Origin of the sequence: Psychrobacter sp. 78a-MNA-CIBAN-0178, assembly GCF_040309625.1 — a bacterium.
Taxonomy (GTDB): Bacteria; Pseudomonadota; Gammaproteobacteria; order Pseudomonadales; family Moraxellaceae; genus Psychrobacter; species Psychrobacter okhotskensis.
Window position 1 is genome coordinate 1 of record NZ_JBEOOZ010000022.1, and the last position, 25,764, is coordinate 25,764.

Annotated in this window: 22 protein-coding genes; 6 read left to right on the forward strand and 16 right to left on the reverse strand. The window is 44.1% G+C overall.

The annotated features are described in order from the left end of the window. Positions 1 to 43 precede the first annotated feature (43 nt). The 4 genes from AAEY80_RS11275 to AAEY80_RS11290 form a co-directional block, all read right to left on the reverse strand. Complete coding sequence (locus AAEY80_RS11275; protein WP_350588327.1) at positions 44 to 763, reverse strand: NAD(P)-binding domain-containing protein; 720 nt, start codon at positions 761 to 763, stop codon at positions 44 to 46. Positions 764 to 1,230: 467 nt separating this feature from the next. Then, positions 1,231 to 1,872: a MarC family protein gene (locus AAEY80_RS11280; protein WP_025653130.1), complete on the reverse strand. Its 642-nt coding sequence runs from the start codon at positions 1,870 to 1,872 to the stop codon at positions 1,231 to 1,233. Between the two features lie 267 nt (positions 1,873 to 2,139). After that, entirely contained in the window at positions 2,140 to 3,000 is an 861-nt protein-coding gene (gene nadC, locus AAEY80_RS11285) for a carboxylating nicotinate-nucleotide diphosphorylase (RefSeq protein WP_101211549.1), read from the reverse strand. Between the two features lie 168 nt (positions 3,001 to 3,168). Beyond that, positions 3,169 to 4,272 carry an NUDIX hydrolase gene (locus AAEY80_RS11290; RefSeq protein WP_201555375.1) on the reverse strand — a complete coding sequence of 368 codons (1,104 nt, stop codon included), beginning with the start codon at positions 4,270 to 4,272 and terminating at the stop codon, positions 3,169 to 3,171. A 492-nt stretch (positions 4,273 to 4,764) separates the two neighbouring features. Here AAEY80_RS11290 and nadA point away from each other — a divergent pair, with 492 nt between their 5' ends. The 3 genes from nadA to AAEY80_RS11305 all read left to right on the forward strand — a co-directional run bounded on the left by nadA (position 4,765) and on the right by AAEY80_RS11305 (position 8,827). Beyond that, positions 4,765 to 5,904 (forward strand): quinolinate synthase NadA, encoded by a 1,140-nt coding sequence (gene nadA, locus AAEY80_RS11295; RefSeq protein ID WP_350588328.1) that lies wholly within the window; start codon positions 4,765 to 4,767, stop codon positions 5,902 to 5,904. Position 5,905: 1 nt separating this feature from the next. After that, complete coding sequence (gene nadB, locus AAEY80_RS11300; protein ID WP_350588329.1) at positions 5,906 to 7,855, forward strand: L-aspartate oxidase; 1,950 nt, start codon at positions 5,906 to 5,908, stop codon at positions 7,853 to 7,855. 78 nt (positions 7,856 to 7,933) lie between these two features. Beyond that, on the forward strand, positions 7,934 to 8,827 hold the full coding sequence (locus AAEY80_RS11305) for a phosphatidate cytidylyltransferase (protein WP_350588330.1): 894 nt from the start codon (positions 7,934 to 7,936) through the stop codon (positions 8,825 to 8,827). A 143-nt stretch (positions 8,828 to 8,970) separates the two neighbouring features. Here AAEY80_RS11305 and AAEY80_RS11310 read toward each other — a convergent pair whose 3' ends face one another. From AAEY80_RS11310 to AAEY80_RS11320, 3 genes are read right to left on the reverse strand one after another with little or no spacing between them, the layout of a single operon-like run. After that, the gene (locus tag AAEY80_RS11310; RefSeq protein WP_201607445.1) at positions 8,971 to 9,786 is read right to left on the reverse strand and encodes an SDR family NAD(P)-dependent oxidoreductase; all 816 of its coding nucleotides are present in this window, start codon (positions 9,784 to 9,786) and stop codon (positions 8,971 to 8,973) included. Positions 9,787 to 9,794: 8 nt separating this feature from the next. Further along, positions 9,795 to 11,000, reverse strand: a complete 1,206-nt coding sequence (locus tag AAEY80_RS11315; protein WP_350588331.1) for a patatin-like phospholipase family protein — start codon at positions 10,998 to 11,000, stop codon at positions 9,795 to 9,797. Positions 11,001 to 11,014: 14 nt separating this feature from the next. Beyond that, a complete protein-coding gene (locus tag AAEY80_RS11320; RefSeq protein WP_350588332.1) occupies positions 11,015 to 13,810 on the reverse strand; it encodes an alpha/beta fold hydrolase in 2,796 nt (931 codons plus the stop codon). 267 nt (positions 13,811 to 14,077) lie between these two features. On the opposite strand from AAEY80_RS11320, the gene AAEY80_RS11325 reads away from it, so the two are divergent. After that, a complete protein-coding gene (locus tag AAEY80_RS11325; RefSeq protein ID WP_201566363.1) occupies positions 14,078 to 14,989 on the forward strand; it encodes a LysO family transporter in 912 nt (303 codons plus the stop codon). A gap of 45 nt (positions 14,990 to 15,034) precedes the next feature. Here AAEY80_RS11325 and AAEY80_RS11330 read toward each other — a convergent pair whose 3' ends face one another. The 9 genes from AAEY80_RS11330 to AAEY80_RS11370 form a co-directional block, all read right to left on the reverse strand. Further along, entirely contained in the window at positions 15,035 to 15,751 is a 717-nt protein-coding gene (locus AAEY80_RS11330; RefSeq protein WP_350588333.1) for an OmpA family protein, read from the reverse strand. A gap of 77 nt (positions 15,752 to 15,828) precedes the next feature. Next, positions 15,829 to 16,413 carry an OmpA family protein gene (locus AAEY80_RS11335; protein ID WP_173239406.1) on the reverse strand — a complete coding sequence of 195 codons (585 nt, stop codon included), beginning with the start codon at positions 16,411 to 16,413 and terminating at the stop codon, positions 15,829 to 15,831. Positions 16,414 to 16,497: 84 nt separating this feature from the next. Beyond that, positions 16,498 to 17,691: a hypothetical protein gene (locus AAEY80_RS11340; protein WP_350588334.1), complete on the reverse strand. Its 1,194-nt coding sequence runs from the start codon at positions 17,689 to 17,691 to the stop codon at positions 16,498 to 16,500. A gap of 58 nt (positions 17,692 to 17,749) precedes the next feature. Continuing rightward, complete coding sequence (locus tag AAEY80_RS11345) at positions 17,750 to 18,403, reverse strand: OmpA family protein (protein ID WP_350588335.1); 654 nt, start codon at positions 18,401 to 18,403, stop codon at positions 17,750 to 17,752. An 85-nt stretch (positions 18,404 to 18,488) separates the two neighbouring features. Further along, complete coding sequence (locus tag AAEY80_RS11350; RefSeq protein WP_350588336.1) at positions 18,489 to 19,151, reverse strand: OmpA family protein; 663 nt, start codon at positions 19,149 to 19,151, stop codon at positions 18,489 to 18,491. Positions 19,152 to 19,163: 12 nt separating this feature from the next. After that, positions 19,164 to 19,826, reverse strand: coding sequence for an OmpA family protein (locus AAEY80_RS11355; RefSeq protein ID WP_350588337.1), 663 nt, complete (start codon positions 19,824 to 19,826; stop codon positions 19,164 to 19,166). Positions 19,827 to 19,837: 11 nt separating this feature from the next. Further along, positions 19,838 to 20,536: an OmpA family protein gene (locus AAEY80_RS11360; RefSeq protein ID WP_201566358.1), complete on the reverse strand. Its 699-nt coding sequence runs from the start codon at positions 20,534 to 20,536 to the stop codon at positions 19,838 to 19,840. 38 nt (positions 20,537 to 20,574) lie between these two features. Next, a complete protein-coding gene (locus tag AAEY80_RS11365) occupies positions 20,575 to 21,843 on the reverse strand; it encodes an FAD-dependent monooxygenase (RefSeq protein WP_350588338.1) in 1,269 nt (422 codons plus the stop codon). A gap of 79 nt (positions 21,844 to 21,922) precedes the next feature. Next, complete coding sequence (locus tag AAEY80_RS11370) at positions 21,923 to 23,233, reverse strand: FAD-dependent monooxygenase (RefSeq protein ID WP_420877192.1); 1,311 nt, start codon at positions 23,231 to 23,233, stop codon at positions 21,923 to 21,925. Positions 23,234 to 23,902: 669 nt separating this feature from the next. Here AAEY80_RS11370 and AAEY80_RS11375 point away from each other — a divergent pair. After that, complete coding sequence (locus tag AAEY80_RS11375; RefSeq protein ID WP_037026095.1) at positions 23,903 to 24,991, forward strand: PhoH family protein; 1,089 nt, start codon at positions 23,903 to 23,905, stop codon at positions 24,989 to 24,991. A 144-nt stretch (positions 24,992 to 25,135) separates the two neighbouring features. Beyond that, entirely contained in the window at positions 25,136 to 25,732 is a 597-nt protein-coding gene (gene ybeY, locus AAEY80_RS11380) for an rRNA maturation RNase YbeY (RefSeq protein WP_025653111.1), read from the forward strand. The last annotated feature ends 32 nt before the right edge of the window (positions 25,733 to 25,764 follow it).

Below are 25,764 nucleotides of genomic sequence, written 5' to 3' on the forward strand. Positions count from 1 at the left end.
TCTAGTATCATTTGTCTGTAATCTTTAGAGTATGCCATAGACTTTAGTGTAACTGTTTATTGGTTCTTTGACTATAGCTGATAGTAACTGACTTGGTGCCATACTTATAGCACTGGGTGCCAATGTCTTCAGCAGAATAACTGCTGCCAATCAGTAAGATATCTTCGTCTTTAAACTCTAAGGCATCGCGGAAGTCATGGGCGTGCAAGATACGACCGGGGAACGCTTCTAATCCTTCGAAGTAAGGCATATTCGGCGTTGAGAAGTGACCGGTCGCTACTACGACGTAATCAAACTCTTCAACTTCTTGCTCACCGCTTTTATGATTCATCACCGTCACGGTGAATTTTTGTGTCTCATCATCGAATGATACCCAACGTACTGGGCATTCAAAACGGATGTACTTTTGAATGTCTTGCTTATCGATGCGTCCCATGATGTAGTCTTTTAAAACTTCACGCGGTGGGTATGAGGGGATCGCTTCACCAAAATGCTCATCAAACGAATAATCGGCAAACTCTAAGCATTCTTTTGGCCCATTCGACCATAAGTAGCGGTACATACTGCCGTGAACGGGTTCACCGTTTCTATCTAATCCAGTACGCCAACTGTAATTCCACATGCCACCGATAGCATTTTGCTTTTCATAACAGATGATCTCAGGTAAATCTGTCGCACCAGCTAAACGAGCCGCTTCAAAGGCTCGTAATTGCGCCAAACCACTTGGACCTGCTCCTAAAATAGCAATTCTTTTGTTACTCAAGATTAACTCCCATAAAAATAATGTATATCTATTATAACATATTTTCATTAATGGCGTTTTTGACAGTACTTTTGGTAATTAATAATGATTATTGAAGACACAACTACCATTTATAGTGAGTAAAAAGTGATATCGAACCAGCACGTACTACTGATATCCACTTTTGTTGCTTGCTGTGCCTGCGCAGACAAAGACTACAAAACATTGATATCAGCAATACCATCGCTTTTTTAAGATATTTTGACTATAAAAGATAGACTCTATTCAAAGTTTAGTCTTGTAACATTAAGGTGTTCAGTAAATATCGGTTTATCTGGATTAATACTGTTGGAGGGGTTTGCTAAGCGAAGATAGACTGTATATGTGTTACACAGCCTAGAGCGTGTGCTCAATCTGAACGCAAGAGCCTAAATGGCCTGAGAATGATAGTTGGAATGTTGGAAATGAGATGTCGAAAAAATAAGTAATTAGACTAAATCGGGAAATAAGGTGCGCAGTCCACTGACAATAATTTCGATAGAGACCGCAGCCAGTAGCATCCCCATGATTCGGCTCATAATATTAAGCCCAGTATCACCCAATAGACGGCTGATACGACCTGCTGCCATCAATGCCAAATAACAAAAGAGACTGATTAATAAGCCGGCGATTAATACCGCTGATACCCGCAAAATACCAGAAACTTGTGAAGAATAAATAATAACTGTGGAGATACCACCCGGTCCAATCATCATAGGGATCGCCAATGGCACTACTGCAGCAGCCATCGTCGGTGGCGAGTCTTGTACATGATCGACATCGAAGTTTTCTTGGTCCGGCTTAACGGGATTCCCGTCGCCATTCATCATATTCAAGGCAATCAAAAATACCAATATACCACCCGCCAGCTGGAACGAGCCGATAGAGATACCCAAAGCTTTTAGTAGCGTTTCACCTGCTATCGTAAAAAAGCTGATGGTAATAAAAATAGTCAAGCAAGCAACGCGTGCCACTTTGCGGCGATTATTCATTGAATAACCACGAGTCAAGTCCAAAAATAACGTCAAGGCGCTAAACGGATTGATCAACACCACAAAAGCTAAGATAATTTTGATGATTTCAGTATTCACTGAGCGCTCGCTTGTCTATCGATAAAACTTGGGCAAAAAGATAAGGCCATCGTGCGAGTGCAACGATGACCCAATAGGCGGTTAGCAGTGGCATTGTAGCATAGGCAGATAAGCTAATTAAATCATTAACTTTGCTTACCTTTCTGACACCAGTATATCAGCGAAAATAGTGGCTGACCCCCGATCGCTCAGCAGTCATTTGGTGGGTGGATAATCTGATGAAGACTAATGGTTAAACAAGTCGTGTTAAGACAGGCGTATTGAAAACTACGCGCTAAAATCCAGACCAATATCTAGCGCAGTAGTGCTATGCGTTAAATAGCCCATAGCAATAAAATCAACGCCCGTTTTTGCGGCTGCTTGCACCGTTTCAGGGGTGATGCCGCCAGAGGCTTCTGTTCTGGCACGACCTTTACACATGGCCACCGCCTGCGACAATATCTCAGGGGACATATTGTCTAATAGCACCAAACTCACACCAGCGTCTAGTGCTTGCGCTAATTGCTCTAGCGTATCCACCTCTACTTCAATGGGAATCAAATGGCCAGCGAAATTTTGCGCTTGTTGAATAGCGGTCTTGATATCACCAGCGATAGCAATATGATTGTCTTTAATTAAAATGGCGTCATCTAAGCCCAAGCGATGATTGCGACCACCGCCGCAGCGTACCGCGTACTTTTGGAGGATACGCAGGCCAGGAATGGTCTTGCGCGTACAAGTAATTTGCGCCGGATACTCTGCTACACTGTCAACAATCTGCCGTGTTGCCGTCGCAATGCCACTCAGATGGGTCATAAAGTTCAATGCAGTACGCTCTGCCGTCAATAGATGACGCGCATTACCACGCACGATAGCCAATACCGTATCTGCTTCAACTCTCTCACCATCGGTAACTTGAGCGATGAACGCTATCTGTGCATCAACCAAGGCAAACGATAAACGCGCCAAGTCCATACCACATATCACGCCGGCTTGCCGCGCTTTAATCTGGAGCTGCGCCTGCATATCGGCGGGAATGGTGGCTTGTGATGTGACATCTCCGCGTCGACCCAAGTCTTCGGTTAGGGCAGCCTCAACCAAGGGTTTAAGCAATACTTCATCCAACGCTGGCTCTCGTGCAACTGTCATCTTTAACCCTTATATAAATTTTAATGATTTAAACTCAAAATGAGCATAAATATAGCGCAAAGTGAGCAAGCTCGCAAGCAAAGGTAAGCATTTTATAGCTCTTTGTACCTGTGCTTAAAGTTTATAGAAATAGCATGCGGCAAGAATATCGCAGGAATAAGGTGGCGACTATTTGTTTCGTTTGGGTAATTTACTGTCCATTAACAAGCTTTGTAGCTCGATATCATGACGGAAACGGTAAAGCTTGGCAGGGCGACCGCGCTGAGCGCTACTACTCTGACCGGTTTCCATGACAAGGTTTTGCGCATCGAGCAGACGGCGGAAGTTTTGCTTGTGCAGGCGCACCCCTGATAAGGCTTCAACGCTTTGTTGTAATTGTGACAAGGTAAAAACGTCTGGCATTAAGCCAAAGATAAGCGGTCGGTATTCAATCTTTGCGCGCAATCTAGAGATGGCCGTCGCAATCACGCGGCGATGATCATAATACATGGGCACGCCAATCAGCTGCGACCAATCGGTAGGCAGCTTAGGTTGATGAGAAGTAGATTGATAAGAAGCAAGCTGCTGAGAGGTTTGCTCATTAAGTTGATAATTGAGCTGATAACTGGGTGGATATGTCGGTGCTTCAGGTATCAGTCCTGCTTCGTACAGCATCTCATAGCGTAGCAGTACATGCTCAGCGACCCACTCTCTACTCTCATAAGCCTTGTCATGACTTGCTGCGCTGGCATTCTCAATATCTGTATCGTCAGCGATAGATGCTGCCGTTAAGCCCCAGCATAAGCCAATACGCTGACGGCGACGCTGCTGAATGACCTCATCAGACCCAGCGTTTGCCCAGTCCAATAACGCCGGCACGATGTAATCCAGAATGATGCTAGGCGTCCCATCCAAGTGATTTTCCCATGGAAAATAATCATACCAATCTCGCCATAGCGCCTGACTTTGGCGTGCTTGCATTTGTGTCTCTTGCACCAGACCCAGATAGCTCACATACACCAGTGCATGACCATCAACATTGCGTCTATTGGTATCGACAAAGGTATATAACTGCTCTAGATAACCAAGCGGCTGCTGCGTTTGCTCTTCCACCCATTGCCGTACACCTGCTTGCAAGGAGCGATGCAACGGCATCAAAGGGCCATTGGGCAAGAGTTTGCCTTGATCCACTGTTAAGACCCGGGCGCTGTGGTCGGTAATCGCAACTAACACCGCGACCACCTCAGTGGTACCACTTCCCTGTTGATGTGCATGTGAATAAGACAACGTCATGACTTTAGCAACGATCCTTTGATTATATGAATGGAATGATGAGCTCGTCATATGCAACTCTGACAATAGTGCTCAGTATAACGTGAATCTAAAACTATCATAGCCTGCGGTTGTAATTATAAGGGGTTGAAAGAGTTGGATACCAACAATCATTAGGGCGTGTCCTCAATTCAACCGATAGCAATCTAAATGAGCTAAAAATGGTTAAATCTTGCCAAACATCGTCAAATAGCTAGGTAATATCTCGATATTGTCTGCACTATTTTCCTTGTTTGACTACAATTCACCTCATTTTTATCACCATTTTTAAAATGAGGACACGCCCTAGGAAATTCTGTAAAAATAAATATTATTTTGAAATCAAGTTATAAAAAACACTTGTATTTATGCTCAAAATGAGCATAATTAAAACACCTGATTCGCCAGCTGTCTCTAATTGACTTGTTTTTCGCGACATATTGCTTGTCGTTACTGCCTAAAAGGTTTGCATTTATGAAAACTTATCCTTACGACGCGCCCATCATGAGCAATGACACTCGCATTGCCACTCAAATGAATATTGAATATGCCAAAGCTAAAATGCCAGCAGACTTACCATGTGCTGAACGGCTTGCGGTTGAAGAAAATATCAAGCAATTATTGAAAGAACATAATGCGGTATTGGTTGCCCATTACTACGTCGATCCCTTTATTCAGGATTTGGCATTAGCAACTGGCGGTTGCGTGGGTGATTCACTCGAGATGGCGCGCTTTGGACAAGCGCATAGTGCGCAAACCCTAGTGGTCGCAGGCGTCCGCTTTATGGGTGAGTCGGCCAAAATTTTAAGTATGGAGAAGACCGTACTGATGCCAGACTTGGAAGCCGAGTGCTCGCTCGATTTGGGCTGCCCTGCTGATGAGTTCTCGGCCTTTTGTGATGCTCACCCTGAGCGTACCGTCGTGGTTTATGCCAATACCAGTGCTGCTGTGAAAGCCCGTGCCGATTGGGTAGTTACGTCATCGGTTGGCATCGACATCATTCGTCATTTGCATGCGAATGGTGAAAAAATTATTTGGGGCCCCGATCGCCATTTGGGTAAATATATTGCTAAAGAGACGGGCGCAGATATGCTGCTCTGGCAAGGTTCGTGCCTCGTACATAACGAGTTTAAAGCGACCGAGCTGCTGCAATTAAAAGAGGATCATCCAGATGCCAAAGTATTGGTACACCCTGAATCACCTGATAGCGTCGTAGCACTGGCCGATGTGGTCGGCTCTACTAGCAAATTATTGCAATCAACTTATGAGATGGATGCCGATACCTTTATCGTCGCCACCGACTTGGGCATCTTGCATGAAATGCAAAAGCGCTCGCCAAACAAACGCTTCTTAGCCGCACCGACGGCTGGTGAAAGCGCCAGCTGTAAAAGCTGTGCATTTTGCCCATGGATGGCAATGAATGGCCTAAAAGGTATTGAGCAGTGCTTAACGCATCATAGCGGTGAGGTATTAATGACGCCTGAGCTGGCAGTCGCGGCTAAAAAGTCCTTGCAACGTATGCTTGATTTTGCCGAAGCGCAAAAGCAACGTGTGGCAGCGAGCGGCGATATTGTCAAAGACCGCGAGCTGTTCGCCAATGTCGGGGCTGCCTAATATGAGCGCGGTATTTACAGCGGAATTATTAGGTGCTAATAGCCCTGCTGCTATGGTACAAACGGATGTGCTTATTATTGGTGCGGGATTAGCAGGCTTAAGCACGGCTCTAGCATTACCAAAATCACTGAATATTACCGTACTCAGCAAAGCCAGCTTGGAGGTTTGCTCCAGTCATTATGCCCAAGGGGGTATCGCAGCAAGCTTGGATAAAGAGGACTCTGTCGCTGACCATATCGCTGATACTCTAATCGCTGGCGCAGGCCTATGCGAAGCTGACAATACCAGTAGCATTTTAAGTGCCGGACAACAAGCAGTGCAATGGCTGTGCGAGCAAGGGGTTCCTTTTACCCAGATACCGCAAGCAGATAATGCAAAACCTGTCACCGAACTACAGACTGAATTACAAACTGCCGACTTACATTTAACCAAAGAAGGCGGACATGGTTGTAGGCGGGTCGCACATGCGGATGACGCGACTGGTCGACACATTATGGAAGCTTTAACAATAAAGGTAAAAGCGGCAAGCAACATTAATGTTTTACCGTTTCATGAGGCGCTCAGCCTTTTAACGAATAGCGCCAATCCAAATAAGCAATGCCAAGGGGCGCTTGTTTTTGATCATACTCATCAACGACAGCTTACGTTTCACAGTCGTGCCGTTGTCTTAGCCAGTGGTGGCTTGGGGCAACTGTTTAAACGTGCCAGCGCGCCAAATGTCTGTGTCGGCGACGGGGTTATGATGGCATGGCAAGCAGGCTGCCGCTTAGCAAATTTAGAGTTTATCCAATTTCATCCGACCGGTTTGGCATTAGATGACAGTAGCTTTCTAATATCCGAAGCACTACGCGGTGAAGGTGGACGGCTGACTTGTCCGCAAACTGGCAAGCGCTTTATGTTAGAGATTGACGAGCGAGCGGAATTGGCACCGCGCGATATCGTCGCGCGCGCCATCGCTGAGCAGATCAGTAATAATGGTCTTGGCTACGTGCATCTGGATGTCAGCCATTTACCAGAACAATTTTTACGAGAGCACTTTCCACAGATTTATCAAACACTATTAGAGCTTGGCATCGATATCACGAAACAACCTATCCCCGTTGCCCCTACCGCTCATTACAGTTGTGGCGGTGTGATAACCTGTGCCAATGGTTTGACCGATGTGATAGGTTTATATGCTGCAGGCGAAGTTGCCTATACTGGTCTGCATGGTGCGAATCGCTTGGCGAGTAATTCACTTTTGGAATGCGTGGTGGTTGGGCGCAATATCGCTGCTGACTTGCCGCACTATTTGAAAGCATTAGAAAATCTAGATACCGTTGCCATTTATGATCACTTAAATTTATCAGGGACTACTATTTGGACACCACCAACGCTTAAAGACGCTCAGCCCGTCATACTACCACTGTCTAATTTACCTGTATCTCCTTCATATGAAACCAAGGCTAATGACAATGACAATGTTAATGTTAATGGCAATGCCAATATAGAGGCTGACATTAGCGAAATAACCGCACAGCTAAAGATATTGATGACCAATAATATGGGCATTACTCGCAGGGCTGGGCAATTAGAACAAGCCTTAATACAGATAGAAAGTTGGCGACATCAGCTTAGATACCTCAAGTCTCATTCAACCAACATCAGTAGTGAGAGTAAGAGCGATACACCTACCCTTGCCAACCTGAGATACTTTCAATTAGCACGACAATTACAATTAGCCACATTGGTTATTCAGTCAGCTTATCAGCGTTATGAGAGTCGCGGTGGCCACTATCGTCAAGATTATCCACATTTGGCATCTACACCTCGGACCAGTGTGATTGCGCCATTATCGAAGCTGATAGATGATGAAAAAACAGGTGACAAAGAGGGTGGCATTGATTGGTTGGTTCAGCCTATAATCGATGACACAGAGGTTGGATCAGCACATACAGTTGCTAACGTCTAACAGCAATTAAAGGTTGCCACTCTAATCATGACAAAACGGTAAATTGCCGTTCTTTATTGACCTCAAAGTGCTAAAAATATGGCTACTGATTTACAGTTTGTGATCGGACTTATGATGGTCGTCAGTTTGACGTGGGCAATGCTTGCCCTACCTCGCTTGCGTCAGCGCTTACCGAAAATTTATCTGATTGCCCGCTCGTGGTGGCTGATGCTAGCAGCGCTTTGCGCTTGTTATGTTATCGCTAAGATAACTGATAATAGCCAGCCCTCACAGCCTCCTACCTACCCATACCAGTGGTTACTCATCGCCTTTTTCGTCTTAATTGGCCTGCGTGGCTGTTATGAGATCAAACGCTTATGGTGTCTGCGCAACAAAGCTGTGCTGATTAACAAGCTCCAAGCGCGCGGTTTACAAGCAAATACTCAGCCTTTTAGCAAAACTCCTAACCATTCTACTCAAGCTTACACACGTTTAAATCTGTTAGACCTAGTCTTTAGTTTTGCTTTTATCGCACTGATTGTCAGTCTCATTGCCTTACAACAATTAATCTGGCAACGCGAGCAGTATGGCGTTTTATTTTTTGTATTATTCTCCAGTCAATTTAATGATATTGCCCAGTATTTATGTGGACAATTGCTTGGTCGCAAGCTGTTTAAGCGCGGTCTTGCCCCAACCATTAGCCCAAATAAAAGTATCGAGGGCGCTCTTTTCGGTAGTATGCTCGCGGCAGTATTGGCAACGCTATTAGGCATTTGGCTCACGCCGTTTAGTTGGTTGGTATGCTCATTAGCCGCTTATGGCTTAGCGGTCAGTGGTATCGCTGGAGACTTATTAGAATCCGCCTTTAAACGTCAGCATGGGGTAAAAGATACGGGTACGATGCTTGCCGGACATGGCGGCGTATTAGATAGAGTGGATAGCTTGCTCATTGGTGTGCCGCTATTTACCTTGTTTTATTGGCTGCTTGGGTAAGCGGTTACAGTCGATCCACTTTTAAATGAATATAGTGCTACTGGGATGAATTATTCGCAGCCTCTGTCGGCGTAGGCACAGCAAGCAAGAAAAATGGATACCAGTAGCACGTTATAATAGTTGTCTTTCTTTTATTTAGTATATCAACTAGGTTTATCCAATTTACTACGCAATATCCAGTTAAGCACAGGCTTAGGGAAATGATTGAGCGCCCGAGTAATATAGCGCATGGAGCGTGGAAATATGGCGAGCTCAATATCGTTATCAATCGCTTGCATGATATGGTCAATTGCTGTTTTTGTCGTCATTATAAAGGGCTTATGGCTGGCATCACCGTTATTTAAATCGCGTAAGGCTTGGGTATCGATATAGCCCGAGGCGATGCAGTTGACTTGAATATGATAAGGCGAAAGTGCCGCTCGATAAGCGCTAGCAATCGCAATCATCGCGCGTTTGCTTTTGGCATAAAGACTGGTATAAGGATAATCCATAATACCGGCGATAGAGGCGATACAAATCAGGCTTCGTCTGTTGTTTTCGTTGAAATCTGATGGATAGCTTTGGCGCTTTAACTGCTCACTTGCCCATCTAAAAACCTGCTCAAACGCTTGCAAATTAATCGCTAGCATTTGATCGCTGTCCACTTGACTAAGATGATGGACGCGCTCATTGGTGTAACTGCCCGCACTATAAATCACTCTTTGAAAACTAACATCTGACAAGCTCTCTAACAAACTTTGTGTTTGCACGCTATCCGTTAAATCACAACAATGAGTATTGATATTAGAGTGTTGCTTTTTGATATGGGTTATTTTCTCCATACTATGGCCAACGACACTCACCTGCCAGCCAAGCGCCTGATGATGCAGCGCCAATGCCAAGCCAAGTCCGCTCGTACCACCAAAGACGATGATATGCGATGGCTGATGAGTTGAAGTAGATTGTGTAAGGTCTTTCATTTGCGAGTTCATAGCCCATGCTGTTGTATATAGTTGACCGTACGCTGATAGCCATACTGCCACTGCGCCTGCATTTGCTGTACAAAGCCATCATAATCACTGTGAATGAGTTCAACGGTCATTTGCCTGATATTAAAACGCTTTTGTACATGCTGTCCTGCCAACTGTTGGCCATTATCTGCAAAGGGTAACCAATGCAATTGACGGCTATTTCTTTCTGACTCCACAAGTGATGACGTTTCCATTGGCTGATAACCATGCACCTGTGCCAAACGCTTATTAGGATCAAAACCAAAAACGCGCTGAATCGCTGGTGCTGCCAGCCATGAATCATAACCTGCCTTGGTCTCTGCAAATACCGTCTGCCCTAGCTGACATGCTAGCTCAATAGGTGTCAAATTAATCACCCCGCCTAAGCACCAACCTAAATTGTCTATAAGCGTCGGTGGTAGATAATACATATCTGCCATAGAAGCACGAACCGCTGAATTAAACGCCCACTGCTTTACGACATTTACTGATTGATGAATACGCCTATCGGCAAACGTATGCGCAGGTGAATTAAGCATTCGATCAAAGTATTCTGATGCTGCCAAACGCGGTGGTGCAAATAACAACTCTTGCAACTTAAACTCATCGTGAACAAAATTATCAGCAGTAGGCATCTGATTAGATGTTTGACTGGAATTTTTATGTAGTCGGCTGGCAATAATGGCTATCTCTGGTGCGGCGGTATTAAACGAATTATTATTCTGCTGGGGCGAAAAACGAGACAATTCATCGAGCCATTGTCCCTCGTTATCTATCCGAAACATCGCTAACTGCTGCAACTCATCTAATAGTCGCTCGTAGCTATCTGCTTGCTGCTGTTTTTGGCGGTTAGAAACTTGCCGTGACAAGCGCCAGCGTTTTAGTGCCTGCGTCATATAACGTATTTTCGAACGTTTATTGGCTTCATCTGGCGCGACATGTCTGATTGCAGTAATGACTCGATATAATTCACGACTGCACATGAGCTCCTGCAAATCCTTGGGGTCAGGCGCTAGATTGACCGAATAAGCCGACAGACTACCACCGCAAGTGCCGACGATGATATCTGGCGTCAAATCATGGGCAACCAATGCTGCATAACTGCCTAAATAATAGCCAAAACGGGAGCCGCCCCCTGAAAACAGCTGGACGCGCTCATAAGGCTTGGCACTTTTATCACTCATCTATCATCCATGTATCACTGAGCAGCATTTGGTGCTGTTTTAATCGCTAGCGACACGGTAAAGATACCAAAACGGTCGATACGCATGGCGACTTTTTTAAAACCAGCATTCTCAACCAATTGATCCATTTCCGCTTGTGAGCGACAGCGCATCACCCAACTGCTACCACGATGATTGTTTAGGGTTTTGCTGATAAATTCCTGCTCAGGATGCCACGGCTGATTGGTATAAAGTAAATAACCACCCGATTTTAAACGGTCATAAATACCCGCCAATGCAGTGGCAGGGAGCGTATTATCAGAAAATAATTCAAAAACCCCAGAAGCAATAGCGATATCGAATTTTTTATCATCAAGACCTTTAGCATTGTTACTTCCCTTCTGCATATTAGAATAACTGGCAGGGTCAAACGCATCTTTTTGACAAGTAAGGACACGATCAGCAATCTCTAACTGTTCCGCCTTTTTCTGTAAGGCTTGGATATTATGCTGCTCATAATCGCGTAGCTCAGCATATAAGCTTTCAAACTCTGTCAATAAGTCAAAGGCATAAAAGCCATGCCCACTAGCGATATCGAGTAGTTTTGGCTGGAATGACTCAGTGCTGTTGTGATTAGCTTGGTTTTGCTTGCCAGACTTAATATCTGCTAAAGCTTCACGTGCCAGCTCTAATATATGCTCGCGGCGGATACGAATCCCTTGCCAACCAATATTGCTTAAGTAAAATTTATCGACCGCCTGACCAAATTTATTCTGACCGCTCGGCTGATTATAATAAACGTGATCAAGCGAATGACCAGAATCAAATCCATGCTCAAGTCCTGTGGCAATCGCGTCGCTAACATGACCAAATTTTTGCATGGCAAATCGAGTGATGGCAAAGCTTGGGTTAAAGGGTTTAATCGCCAAACGATCAACCTTATCTTTACTGGCACTATTAAGATGAGCCGCGCTTAAATCAGGCGCTTTAACATCGGTACTGAATACCTGCTCAGCGAAATCGATACAATCCGCGAAGACGTCTGCCTTATTGGTCTCATGAAAGATCGCATGGTAGCTATCTGGATATAATTGCCAGCGTTTATCAGTGGTATTGATGGCCTCATAAAAATCGCGCTCTGCCTGTTTATCGACCACGTAATCCTTACCCGCACATAATATAAAGGTTGGCACGGTGATAGCACCCGCATCATCGAGCAAGCGTTGACCCGTTGCATGGGTATCGATGAGCAAGTCGGTCGAGATACTATTGGAGATGAGCGGATCGGCATTGTAAGCTTGCTGCGCGTCTTTATCATGCGTTAAGACTTGCGCCTTGACGTAGCTGCTCACGCGTGACATCAGTCCAAGCGCGCGAGCCACCTTTAGCGATGGTATGGCAAATGGCATGTACAAGCGAATACTCAACGCTGGCGTACCCAATATCATCCCGCGAATATTTGGCGCATAATCATGTACCCATGCTGCGGCGAGTACCGCGCCGATACTGCTGGCGACGATTAACGTATCGGTAATAGCAATGCCTGTTTGCCCAATAACCAATTGTACAAAACCGTCTAAATCGCGCTCAAGCTCGGTGACGCTTTCGGCATGGTCTTTGATACCACCCGAGCGCCCATTACCACGCGCATCCCAAGCAAATACTTGATAGCCAGCTTTTGCAAATTGTTCCCCAAGTTCTGCTAAGCGTCCCGAATGCTCGTGACCACGATGTAATAGAATGACTTGGCGCTGTTGTGTGTGTTGCTGACCGGCTTGTTTGACATTCTCTAAAGGCATCGTCAACCAATAGCGATAATAGATTGCCGTGCCATCATACGCATTGTAGCAACTTTCACCGCTAACAACTTCAGACGATGATAGATGAAGGTCATCGCTAACCTTGTTTGGGGCAGCTTTGGCATTGGTAGACTGGGGATTTTTAGAAATAGCAGGCATTGTCTGGGACTCCAAAAGGGACGTTTTAGCAGCAGAGTTTGATAGATGGGCATTTAATAAAGGAAAATTTGATGAAAAGGTATTGGGAGATAGCGTATCAGGTTGATCAATAATCGCTTGGCAATCGATAGACAAAATAGATTGATACGATGATTCTGGTATTGACTCAAGACTGTCTAAACGGTTTGAGCGTAGCACAGGTGGTTTACGCATCAAGTATAAGTCTGCCATATAACGCAGTCGATTGAGACAGGTTTTTAGTAGCAGCGCCTCTGTGACTATAAATAATTGCCCTACTCTCATATGAGATAACGCGGGCGGTACTTTAATTGCCATAACAGTGCCAAGCACACCGAGCACAAAAGCACGATCACTTTTGCCCAAAGGCCCTTGATTCGCCCGAACGCCTAAGCTTTTATTACTGAGTATCGCTAGCAATTCAGTGCCAATACTAAGCACGATTAGACCGACAATATGTGGCTGATGGATTGATATACGGTTTGGTAAATTGACTGTCGACGCTTGCGCATTATCATTAGCAACATGCGGGGCAAGACTTGCGATAAGCGCCGTATCAGCCACGATATCGCCCACTTCATTAAGCACTGCACCAATCCTTGACGCTTGCCCGTGCTCGCGTGCCATCATGCCATCGATAGCATTGAGCGCCATGCGTACAAACAATGATGAAGGCAACAGCAACCAGAGTCTAGGCTGATTTTGCGCAGGTTTAGCAATGACATACGCCGTACCAAGGCTCAATAAGATGGCTGATACGGTCACTTGGTTAGCGGTAACCTTTTGCTCAACCAATGCATCGCTAATGGGACGCAATTGATCTTGAAATTGAGACTTGAGCTGATAGAGCGACATAAGGCGAACCAAATATATTCAGTTCTTTAATGTAGCAACAAAAGTTGGTTAGGTAAATACGTAAACGTTGTTAGTAGTCAAATTATCATGAATAAAACCCTAACTTACGGCTTCGTGATTCAGTTGCTTACTTTAACGCCCAATATTTAGTCGTTAAACAGTCAGCTTTTACAAGGAATCTTAGTCGCTCATGTCAGTATTAATAGCTTGATATGATACAATCTCCAGCTTCCTAAAAATGCCTTCGAAAGCTGTGAGCACATCATCATGCAAAGCCTAGTTACCCTTGTTTTGGTATTAATGCCAATGTTTATTGGCTTTGCCATCCCCTCCAATCCCAAAATGACCAAGCTTGCTGATAAAGGCTTGTCTTATTTGGTATTTATTATCTTAGCGCTGATTGGGATTGAGCTGTCGCAAGTGGAAGGGCTTGGCAGTCAGATAGGCGAGATTGCCCTGTATGTGACCATATTATCAATATTGACGATTGGGTCGGGCTTATTTGCCTTGATGTTATTCGATCATTTGCGCCCGTGGCATGCCAAAAAACCCAGCGTAAAATCTAAAGAGCACCGTGTCAGCATCCGTGGCAGCTTAGCACAAGTGATTTGTGTGGTGATTGGTATGGTGATTGGATACTTCCTGCCAGAAAATTATATGCCACCCGAAAATACGATGACGGTGATGTTAATGATATTAATTTTGCTAGTCGGTATTGGCTTAAAGGGCTCGGGTATTACTTTAAAAGAAGTGCTGCTTAATAAACGCGGGGTGGAAATGAGCGTTATCTTTACGCTCTCGGTATTGGTTGGTGGTTTATTCTTTGCGCTGATGTTTAGCGATGTCTCTTGGACGAAGGGAATGGCATTGGCGTCAGGATTTGGTTGGTATTCGCTATCAGCAATCGTCATGACCGATGCTTATGGCGCGGTTTGGGGCAGTGTCGCGCTATTTAATGACTTGGTACGTGAGTTCTTTGCGCTATTATTTATTCCCGTCTTTATGCGCAAATATCCATCAGCAGCGGTCGGGCTTGGCGGCGCGACCAGTTTGGATTTTACACTGCCTATTATTCAGCAATCAGGTGGTCTAAAAGTTGTGCCATTGGCGATTAGTTTTGGCTTTATTATTAATATTGTCTCGCCCGTGCTGATGGTAGTATTTTCGGCGTTGGGGTAAGGTTGAAACTTGATGATTGACAGTCATTAACCATCACTTGCACCGTTATTCAAATAACTCACAGTGCTTGGCGTATCCACCATATCTTTGCATATCAGATTTATATTCAAGACTCATCAAATCATGGATGGTACTACTTGCCATTAAAGTGGCGCGGCGCTGTTTTGCCTCAAGACCTTTTAGATTAAGTGCTTTAAAACTAGGGTTTATATAATCTGTCTCTCTAACCAATAGTTTATTTGAACACTCATAAGTACGGATACGCTTAGCATCGATATTATATTGAAATACTAAAGTGTTCTTAATAATAAGAGCGCGATTGCGTGATAAAGAATCGAAACCAAGCCTCGCTAAAGCATCTTTATCAATTTCATTGGTAGCTGCATGACCAAAAATAAAAACACTGACTTCTGGATACTCGTTGATTTTTTCTGCTATTTTTATAAACTCTGTATCATAAATAGCAGGTAGTTGATTGCTTATAGGTAGAAAAAATCCCCTAAACTCCATTTCGAGTGCATCACCGCCCTCAATTATTATTTCACATCCTTTAGCATCAACCACTACGTTAGGTGGCGTTTCAGGGCATTCATCTATGGCATCAAGCACACCATCGTCATCTAAATCGCTATCTGCTTGCATTGTCCTGATGTTTTCATATTGAGGTGTAGTTTTGGTCGGTACGACTTCGGTCGTTTGGCAGCCAGCTGATATTATAGATGCTGCTAGTAACAACAACGTGCTATGGGTTTTCATGGTCATTATTACACTCTCTTTATCCAGAGTAATTTACCACTTAATTTGTCATCATTTTCACGTTTTTTAAAACGCTCAATATATTAATCAACATTGCTAATAAGCGCATAAATACGCTGGTTGAGCCAACTGCTTTCGATATCATTTGGCGCAATTGGACGTTCTGATCCATAGTAAACGGTCTTGATGCGATCAGGATCAATGTTATATGTCATGGTCATATAATTTTTAATTCCTTCCACACGGTATCTTGATAGTGTTTGATTGGCACTATTGTCTTCACTTTTGGATATGTGCCCTTCGATATGCATAACAGCGTCCAAATGATCTTGCATTTTTTTGCCTGCGTTATCTAGCTGTTCATAATACTCATTTTTTATCTCACTGCTATTTTCATCATAATACGCTCTAGCTTCCATCATAAATTCATTTTCACCAAAAAGTAAGGAATGCGGACAACCTCTTTCATCGATGACTACATTCCACGGCGTAGCAGGACATTGGTCCATGTCATCAGGAACGCCATCACCATCTGAATCAAGAATATCCGCTTGCATCGTCCTGATGCTTTCATATTGCGGTATAGTTTTGGGCGGTATAATTTCAGTCGTTTGGCAACCAGCTAGCGTTATAAATGTGGTTAATAATAAAATACGATAGCGTTTCATTATGATTCTTCCTTGAAAACAATACTTCCGTGAGATGATCCAAAACTCATTTACCTGTCAGGTAAAAGTAAAGTAAAATCTGAATTAAGCCATCGGCAGCGCTTTATTCACCTGACAAGCACGGTCATGCCATTGTACAAAATCATCAATACTGGCTTGTACTTTGCTGTTATTAGCAACTTCTTTACCAGCCATACTTTCAACATAATGGCACGCTCGATAGCCTTGGGCAAAACGATCATAGTCAACAATCCACTGTTTACGCGCCTTTAACGCGTCTTGACGTTGCTCAATGCTATTCTCCACATCGGTATTATCAGAGCCAAACCAAAAGTCCTTAGCAGGGATATCTTTAGCCAACTTATTATTTTCAACCTCAGTCATACGCCACGGCTTGGCAGTCAACCGCGCTCGAAAACACTGCTGCACCTGACTCAGCCGCACATAATTGGCATCCGCATGGAAATACTCAAACCATTCTTCGACTAATTTATCACTTGGCGAAATGGTATCGTGTGTGGCGATAATACGAAAACCTGCAGGCGTCTGATATAAACGAAAGGACTCGTTGGGATAATTGGCGACGCGATTTATGATTAAATCTGTCATATAAGGCAGTAACGAGGCGGCGTCATCGGCATATTTTTGCGTGCGGGTCTTGTCTCTGGCACTGGCTTGTTGCCACAAATAAGCAGTCACACCAAACATAACGACTAACAGCCATAACCATGACAATCCTAGCCAAGCGATGACACTGGCGATGAGTATAAAGGCAATAACAAAAAACCAAATTTTAATTTTGCTGGTGGGATTACTTTGATTAACGAGAAAGGCAGGCATAAAGCCATGATGGGTATAATCATCAGGATAGATATGACGCAATAAATCGTCATTATCAACATCAATAATAGCGATGTTATCAACGTTGGCGACTTGTGCGCCATAGCTGTTGCGCGTGACGATGAGCTTCGTTACTGCTGCACTATTATTAGATGATTCATTCTCTGGAAAAGAATGCTTGGAGACAATTTGCTCACGAATAGGAATGCTATTGCCTTCGTTATACTCTTCCCTGCGTTCACGACGCACAATATCTTCACCTGCCAGCCAGCGATGATGGGCGTCATCTACTCGTGATTTAGCATGGGATAGCGCTTCCATTTGGCTGATATCTGACCAACCGTAACGTTTCATAGTGGCTTGCTTGGAAGGGTTACTAGACGTTTCTAGCGATTCAAAGCGCTGTTTGTGTTGCGCCCAGTACTTCGGGATGAGCATAGGATTTGCCTTGGTATAGTTGTTTTAAATCAAAATCTGCTGATTGACCATTAAATAATTAATCTTCAGGCTCCATAGTTATACTAGTAACTCGGCGGTGCATAGACATCTCCTCTTCGGTATCAAAATCTGCAGTAGCTACCCCATAAACTCGACGATTCATAGACTTACCTTCTTCAGTATCAGAGGATGCAATAGGCTGTTCAGCACCAAAACCAAAGGCACTTAAACGATTAGGATCAATTTGATGCTGCATTATCAGATAGTTTTTAACCATAAGCGCCCTATTCATTGATAGAGAATCTGGTCGCAAGTCTGTAGCGGATATTTCATCTGTGGTGGCGTGCCCTTCAATACGCATCGTTGCCGTATAGTACTCTTGCAGCTTTGCTGCTACTTTATCAAGCTCAAGCTGATACTCTGGCGATAGCTCACTACTACCTTTGGCAAAAAAGGCACGATATTCCATTTTTAGACCTATCCCCATGCCAGTAAAGGGACAACCCCTTTCATCTGTTACTATGTTCATTGGAGTACCTGGGCACAGGTCTATATCATCAGAATATCCGTCGCCATCTGAGTCGATATCTGACTGCATCGTTTTGATATTTTCATGTTGAGATATATCCTTAGACGGCGCAGTTGGAGTGGTTTGGCAGCCAGCTAACGCTATAGATGTTACTAGCAGCAATAAAGTGCTACAGTTTTTCATTCCTATTTTTACCCTCTCTGAATACCTTCAAAAACAATTTTTTGTTTATGTTGAGCTGACAGCTATTTATCAATAAAAACTCTCTTTAAAATTCAATGCAGATGCCTGCTTTTAAATTGCTAGGATAGTCATTGCCTTCTTGTTCTTCAGGTTTGGTAACAACGCTATAAACACGGCGATTCATAGATCTACCCTCTTCCGTATCATTGGGTGCGATAGGTGCTCTAGCCTCACAGTTTAAAGTCGTTAAACGACTAGGCTCTATGCCGTGTTTTAATAAAAGATAGTTTTTAACCATCAGCGCTCTATTTTTGGCTGGCGTATTTGATTTAGCTATCGGATCACCATCATCTATTTCATTTTCTGAAATACTGCCTTCAATACGCATAGTAGCCGTATTATGCATATTCATTATTTCACCAACTTTATCCAGTTCAGTTTGATATTTTGGTAGTAGCTCGCTACTACCTTTGGCAAAAAAGGCGCGATACTCCATCTTTAAATTCATATCAGGTCCCATAATGAGGTGACAGCCCCTGTCATCCACTACTACGTTACCTTTCATTTTTGTATTTGGACATTGATCTATATGATCAGGGACACCATCGCCATCGCTATCTAAAATAGCTTCAACAACTGGTATATCAATAATTTGAGTTGCTTGATTAGACAGATCGGCGGTTTGACAGCCTGTTAATAATGAAGCACTTACCAAAACTAAAAACGTATTTCTTGGTTTAATTATCATTGTATTTTACCTTTAAAACTCGATACATCTGTTTGAGCCTAGGTCATTTTGATAATGATCAGCTTTGTGGTTTTTTGAATCGCTTACTAAGCTATAAACTCTACGATTCATAGATCTGCCCTCCTCGGTATCAGAAGGCGCAATAGGACCTCTAATACCGCAATCGAGAGTAGTCAGACGACTAGACTCAATTTTGTGATTTAAAATTAGGTAATTTTTAACAACGAGCGCTCTATTCTTAGCCAGTGAGTTTGATTGCAAAGTTGAGGTAGAAGCTTCATTGACCTCGTCCTCTGAGACATGAGCTTCAATTCTTATAGTAGCCGTCTCATAGTTATTCATCTGTGCTGCTACTCTATCAAGCTCATCATGATACGGTGGCAATAGCTCACTGCTATCCTTGGTAAAAAAAGCACGATACTCCATCATTGGAGGCATACCAATAAGACTTATAACCTCAGGACAACCTCTCTCGTCCACTGCCACGTTCTCTGTCGTATTTGGACACTGATCTAGCTCATCAGGAACGCCATCACTGTCACTATCCAAATTAACGACAACCGTTGGCATGTTGATGGTTTGACTTGTTTGCTTAGACAAATCGGCGGTTTGACATGCGGATAGCGTTAAGACGCTGATTAAAACAACAAGCGTACTTCTTAATAGCATGGTCATGTCTTCTACCTTTAAAATTGCTGACAAAATTCTTTATAGTACGTGAGTGAGTGCTCATTACCACTGCCCGTATAAAAATCATCTGCCTTTAACGCTTTGCCATAAATACGCTGGTTCATTGAAGCGCCTTCCTCATTATCGTTAGGTGCAATCGGCATACTATCAGCGCAATCAAACGTATAAATTTTATCAGCAGCTATATTTCTGTTAATCAAAGCAGTTTTTATTACCTGTGCCCGCTCACGTCCTAATAGACGTTTATCAGCTTTTACTTGATTCGTTTTTCCGTCTATATCTACTGATTTTTGCGCAGCTTCAGGCTCCGAGATGTGACCAGATAAGACTACCACCAGCTCAGGATCACTATGCATTTTTTCCGTTACTTTTTCTACTTCTGGTAAGTACTTCGTTTGCAACTCATTACTATTTTGCTCAAAGAAAACTCGTAGCTCCATCGTAAGATAATCGATCAAGCTCACCGCTACTGGACAGCCATACTCATCTACCACTACCCCTTTAGGAGTGTTTGGACACTGATCTAGCTCATCGGGCACGCCATCATTGTCTGTATCTGCAAGTGGCTCTATCAGGACTTTAGGTGTGTTGTCTGCCTTTTCATCGATTATGGTTTTTTTGGGTACGGATTGGCAGGAAGTTAAAGTAAAACTAGCTATTACCACGGCTATCGTCATCCATGACTGAGTCTTCATACGTCATCCTTAGTGTAGTTAATAACTTCAATAAAACGCTAAACCCCGCTCGCCTGCTTAGCAAACAGTCTCATCAATGGCTTAATCTTACCAACTCGATACATACCTTCGCTGCGGATTTGTTGAATAGGACGCATCTGTGCAAGCGACCCTGCAAATAGCCAATTAAGCGCGGAAAAGCTATGCATCATTAGACTGTTATGCGGACGGCGCAAACACTCGTAGCTACGCAACGTTTGATTGCTGCCCCAACTGGTTCCACCGCTACGGGCAAAGTCGTGTGACAATTGCTCGCTTAACGTCTGCACATCGAGCATGCCCAGATTCAACCCTTGACCTGCCAGCGGATGCACGCCATGTGCCGCATCACCGATTAAGACCAAATTATCTGCGACATAACTTTTCGCTTGTTGCGCAGTCAATGGAAAACTCGCGATTGATTCAATCTGAGTGATAGCACCAAGCTCATAGTTACTGGCAGCAGCCAATTTATCAGCAATGACGCGCGCGTCCTCCTCTATCAACGCCAATGCTTGATTGCGCGGCAACGTCCACACGATCGACTGCCAGTGTTGCGGCTTGGCTTTATCTGCATCAGTGATATCCGCTAACGGCAATAGTGCCAGCGTACCTGTGGGCAGCATCGCTTGACGCGCAGTAGCTTGGTGAGGTTTTTCAGTTTGAATAGCGCAGCAAATCGCCGTTTGCTTATAGTCTAAAGTATCTAGTTCGATAGCGGCTTGCTGACGCACAAATGAACCGCGGCCATCCGCGCCCACTAATAATTGAGCGTCAATCACAGTACCATCATCAACGGTGACACGATAACCTTGCTCTGCACCTAGCCAATCCATATTGATAACTTTATGTCCAGCGATGACGGTTAAATAGTCACTGACATCATCTTCAGATAAACGCTGCCATAACGCATGTTCAATGATGGCGGGCTCAACCATGCTGCCAAGCATTTGCGGCAGCGTACTGTTAGGATGATTGTCGCTGCTATCGCCAAATAACAGCTCGCCCATACCGTTGAGTTGCCATACCTGCATTTGTGAGTAGTCCGCTTTACGCTCAGAGGCAGCAATCTTTTGCCACGCGCCGACATCGCTCAGCAAGTTAATACTGGCCACGCTCAGTGCATAAACGCGAGCGTCGCGTTGCTTCAATACTTCTTGCCAATCCGACTCATCACGCGCAGGACGTGCATCAATCAACGTCACGGGCATTTTTGCTTGCGCCAGTTTTAACGCCAATGTCGCCCCAACAATACCGCTACCGATAATCAGCGTATGATTATTTTTCATAAGTTATTCCTACATTTAAGTGCCATCGTATAGAACATTGGTATAGACAATTGATATAACGTACTCGTGCTATGACAAACTACGACTTCAAACCCATCGCATAGTTAGCGATTAGCGGCTTAATATTTGGCAGTTTATCAAAGGCAACCAAAGCCACGTTACGTGCCAGCTTCACCGCTGGATTTGGATGCGTAAAGCCATGTACGACGGCATCACAAAAGCGAATCACGCGTTTTTGATCGGTTTGACGTGCCTTCTCATAGCGTTTTAACAGTTGCGTATCGCCGATATCTGCGCCCTTTAACACTTGCCTACTCATCATTTGCGCCAGTACATGAGCGTCACGCATACACAGATTAAAGCCTTGTCCAGCGACTGGATGCAAGGTGTGCGCTGCATTACCCATGATGACGCAGCGACCCTCGACTTGTTTGTCAGCGAGCACTCGCGTTAAAGGATAAGCGCCGCGACGACCAGCCGCTATAAAGGTGCCAGCGCGCGCGCCAAAAGCCTGCTGCAAAGTCGCTAAAAAATGCGCATCGTTATCTAGATACTGCGTTTCCTCACCCGTTGGACAAACCCAAACCACCGAGCGTCTATAGCCTTTTTGATAGTCATCATTACCATCACCTTCTGGATCGGTCAATGGCAATACCGCCAGTGGCCCTGCTGGGCTAAAACGCTCAATCGCCACATGCTCATGTGGCTTGTCAGTCTCTACCACGCCGACGATAGCAGTTTGCTGATAATCATAAGTTGTCGTGCCGATATTCAATAGCTGACGTACGGTAGAGTCACGACCATCACAAGCGACCAACACGCTGCCCTGCAATTGCTGCTCATCGTCCTTTTCACCATGACGGCTAAAGCTCATCGTCACCATATCGTCTTGCTGCGCAACTGCCGTGACATTGGCATTATCAATCAAAGTGATCAGCGGTTCTTGTTGCGCAGCTAATAACAGCTTGCGTCCGAGCCACGCATTTTCCATTACTTGGCCGAATGACTCGACCCGCTCTTCCGCTTTGTTTAATTGCGCGCGCCCAAAGCTGCCCTGCTCGCTAATTTGCACCGCATCAATACGGCAAGCGTGACTTTGCAGCTCGTCCCAAAGGCCAATCTCTTGATAGATCTGTACCGTGCGCCGCGATAAAGCAGTATTACGGCTATCCAAATAATGGCGGCGCTTAGCATCATCACTGGGACTAATGGTTGGATAGCTCATCTTCTCAAGCAAGGTGCTACCAATACCATGATGTGCGAGTAACAGCGCAAAAGACAAGCCTACATGACCACCGCCGGCGATAAGGACTTGCTGCTCAGTCATTGCCTTTGTATTTTTAGACTGGTTTGTAGCATTCGATAAATTTGAACCTTTCTGTTGTGTCATTATTATTCCTTATGTGATCTCTTTAGCATGCTGGCTGGCTATCCATCATTAGCAAAAACGAGTTATTGATGAACCTTCAAGAACGTTATTATCGTAGACGTTATATTGTTCTATGTGAAAACGTCATCGTTCTATTAAGACGTGAATTTCTCTGTTAAGTTAGCTATTTAGATATAGTCAAAATATCCTAAAAACGCGACGGTATGGCTGATATTATTTTTCACCACTATAACTAATTAAATTGTGATGATATGGCTGATAGATTACCACAAATTGTCTACTATTCTGTGCTCTCGACGGTATAGACAGCGTGTACAAAAACTATTGAAATATCTAAAACAGCAGTGATAGTGTGCTTGAGACACAAAGTTATATAGTTTAAGCATCAGCGCTTGTAAAATCTTGGCGCAGCGGTTGCAATCGTCATACAAAAACAAGGCCTTTCACGCCATCTATTGCTTGAATTTTAAAATCTATCTACCATAATGAAGGCAGGCCATTCACTTATTATCATCCACAAACCCCACAATAATTTTACCGTCATTGTTGTCGCTACTCTCTAAAAGCAATAAAGCATTACTGACTATTTTATCTATTATGCCCCTGCTTCTATCAATAATAGCAATAGCATCGGGCTACCAATATAAGGATAATCGATTGACTGACTCCATGAGCCGCCGTATAAAGTTCGAATCATTGACTCCAGCACAGCTAAAAACCGTGCTTGGTGAATACAATAACCATATGAAATATATCCAAGAACGCCTCGATATCAAAATTAGCCAACGCCAAGGCGATTTTTGTTTGAGTGGCGATATCACTGGCGTTGAGCGCGGCGAACGTATCATTTATAAAATGGTCGATGAAGCTCAAAATTCAAAAGATATTAGCGCAGAAGAGCTGCACCTCATTATCCAGTCAAGCATCTCGCGCGATCAAGACAATGAGGAAGATGAGCAAGCAGCTGCTGAGGAGAATAAGGACGACTTAGCTACTGCTAGTGAGTTTACCCCGATCAGCTTGCGCACGCGCAAAGGTAAAATCATTCCGCGCGGTGGCAATCAGCAGCGTTATGTGAGAGATATTTTATCGTCTGATGTGTCGTTCGGGATTGGGCCTGCCGGTACCGGTAAGACTTATTTGGCAGTCGCTTGTGCCGTCGATATGATAGAGCGTAATGAGATTGAGCGTATTTTATTAGTGCGCCCTGCGGTAGAAGCAGGCGAAAAGCTAGGCTTTTTACCCGGTGACTTGTCACAAAAAATCGATCCCTACTTACGCCCTTTATACGATGCGTTGTACGAGATGCTTGGCTTTGAAAAAGTCGGCAAAATGATTGAGAAGCAAATTATTGAAGTTGCCCCGCTGGCCTATATGCGTGGTCGTACTTTGAACAATTCGTTTGTCATTTTGGATGAAGCGCAGAACACCACGCCTGAGCAAATGAAAATGTTTTTGACACGCTTAGGTTTTGGCTCACGTGCAGTCATCACGGGTGACATTACTCAGGTCGATTTGCCTCGCGGTACCAAATCAGGACTGACGCAGGCGCTCGAAATCCTAAGCGGTATCGAAGAGATTCATATCACTAAGTTTGATTCAAAAGACGTGGTCCGCCATCAGTTGGTGCAACAAATCGTTGAAGCTTATGATGTGTTTGATAATGAGCAGTTGATACTAGAAGAAAAACGCAAACAAGAACGCTTAGCTGAGCAAGAGCGCAGACAAGCGATAAGTAACGCGGCGGCTAAACTATAGGTGAAAAGCTATAGCTGTTGAATTGTAGCTATCATGAAACGTTTAGCTTTAAAACGTTTAGCTTCAAACTAATCAAAACCGGATTACTAAAGACAGTAGTTCGGTTTTTTATTAGGCCGTGCTATTTGTTAATAGGATAGAAAAATGAACCAATCTAATGATAATAATATGAATGAAACAGATGCAAACAATCTCACCAGTGCTGAGCTCAATGTCAGCGCTATTGACAGTATTAATGATGATTTGATTGAGCGCTTTTATAGTGAAGATAGTCTGTTGTCAGTCATAATGGCGACTTTAAATTATATCGATAAACGTATTAACACTGGCATGACGCTGCCTTATTTTGCAGATATCAGTCATGAGCAATGGCAACAGAAGCCAAAAGCACTCGATATATATATTACGGATGAGGCGGAGGGACGCGAGTTAAATCTGGAAGCGCGTGGCAAAAATTATGCGACCAATATTCTGTCCTACCCCAGTGAGATGCCAGCCAACATTATTGAGCTGATGCCAACGCTGCCGCTGGGTGAGCTAATTATTTGTCATGAAGTCATGGTACGTGAGGCCGCCGAGCAAAACAAAACCGTCGCGCAGCATATTAGTCACCTATTGATACACGGTATGCTGCACTTATTAGGGTTTGATCATGAGCTCGGACAGACCGAGCAAGATGAGATGGAAAGTTTTGAGATTGAGATTTTGGCAGGTTTAAACCTACCAAATCCCTATATTTAATTTAACGACTGTTTAATTTGATAGTTGTTAAG

Coding starts and splice junctions, on each gene's coding strand:
- nadC (WP_101211549.1), bottom strand. CDS start 3,000: ATGACAGTTGCACGAGAGCCAGCGTTGGATGAAGTATTGCTTAAACCC.
- AAEY80_RS11290 (WP_201555375.1), bottom strand. CDS start 4,272: ATGACGTTGTCTTATTCACATGCACATCAACAGGGAAGTGGTACCACT.
- nadA (WP_350588328.1), top strand. CDS start 4,765: ATGAAAACTTATCCTTACGACGCGCCCATCATGAGCAATGACACTCGC.
- nadB (WP_350588329.1), top strand. CDS start 5,906: ATGAGCGCGGTATTTACAGCGGAATTATTAGGTGCTAATAGCCCTGCT.
- AAEY80_RS11305 (WP_350588330.1), top strand. CDS start 7,934: ATGGCTACTGATTTACAGTTTGTGATCGGACTTATGATGGTCGTCAGT.
- AAEY80_RS11310 (WP_201607445.1), bottom strand. CDS start 9,786: ATGAAAGACCTTACACAATCTACTTCAACTCATCAGCCATCGCATATC.
- AAEY80_RS11315 (WP_350588331.1), bottom strand. CDS start 11,000: ATGAGTGATAAAAGTGCCAAGCCTTATGAGCGCGTCCAGCTGTTTTCA.
- AAEY80_RS11320 (WP_350588332.1), bottom strand. CDS start 13,810: ATGTCGCTCTATCAGCTCAAGTCTCAATTTCAAGATCAATTGCGTCCC.
- AAEY80_RS11325 (WP_201566363.1), top strand. CDS start 14,078: ATGCAAAGCCTAGTTACCCTTGTTTTGGTATTAATGCCAATGTTTATT.
- AAEY80_RS11330 (WP_350588333.1), bottom strand. CDS start 15,751: ATGACCATGAAAACCCATAGCACGTTGTTGTTACTAGCAGCATCTATA.
- AAEY80_RS11335 (WP_173239406.1), bottom strand. CDS start 16,413: ATGAAACGCTATCGTATTTTATTATTAACCACATTTATAACGCTAGCT.
- AAEY80_RS11340 (WP_350588334.1), bottom strand. CDS start 17,691: ATGCTCATCCCGAAGTACTGGGCGCAACACAAACAGCGCTTTGAATCG.
- AAEY80_RS11345 (WP_350588335.1), bottom strand. CDS start 18,403: ATGAAAAACTGTAGCACTTTATTGCTGCTAGTAACATCTATAGCGTTA.
- AAEY80_RS11350 (WP_350588336.1), bottom strand. CDS start 19,151: ATGATAATTAAACCAAGAAATACGTTTTTAGTTTTGGTAAGTGCTTCA.
- AAEY80_RS11355 (WP_350588337.1), bottom strand. CDS start 19,826: ATGACCATGCTATTAAGAAGTACGCTTGTTGTTTTAATCAGCGTCTTA.
- AAEY80_RS11360 (WP_201566358.1), bottom strand. CDS start 20,536: ATGAAGACTCAGTCATGGATGACGATAGCCGTGGTAATAGCTAGTTTT.
- AAEY80_RS11365 (WP_350588338.1), bottom strand. CDS start 21,843: ATGAAAAATAATCATACGCTGATTATCGGTAGCGGTATTGTTGGGGCG.
- AAEY80_RS11370 (WP_420877192.1), bottom strand. CDS start 23,233: ATGACACAACAGAAAGGTTCAAATTTATCGAATGCTACAAACCAGTCT.
- AAEY80_RS11375 (WP_037026095.1), top strand. CDS start 23,903: ATGAGCCGCCGTATAAAGTTCGAATCATTGACTCCAGCACAGCTAAAA.
- ybeY (WP_025653111.1), top strand. CDS start 25,136: ATGAACCAATCTAATGATAATAATATGAATGAAACAGATGCAAACAAT.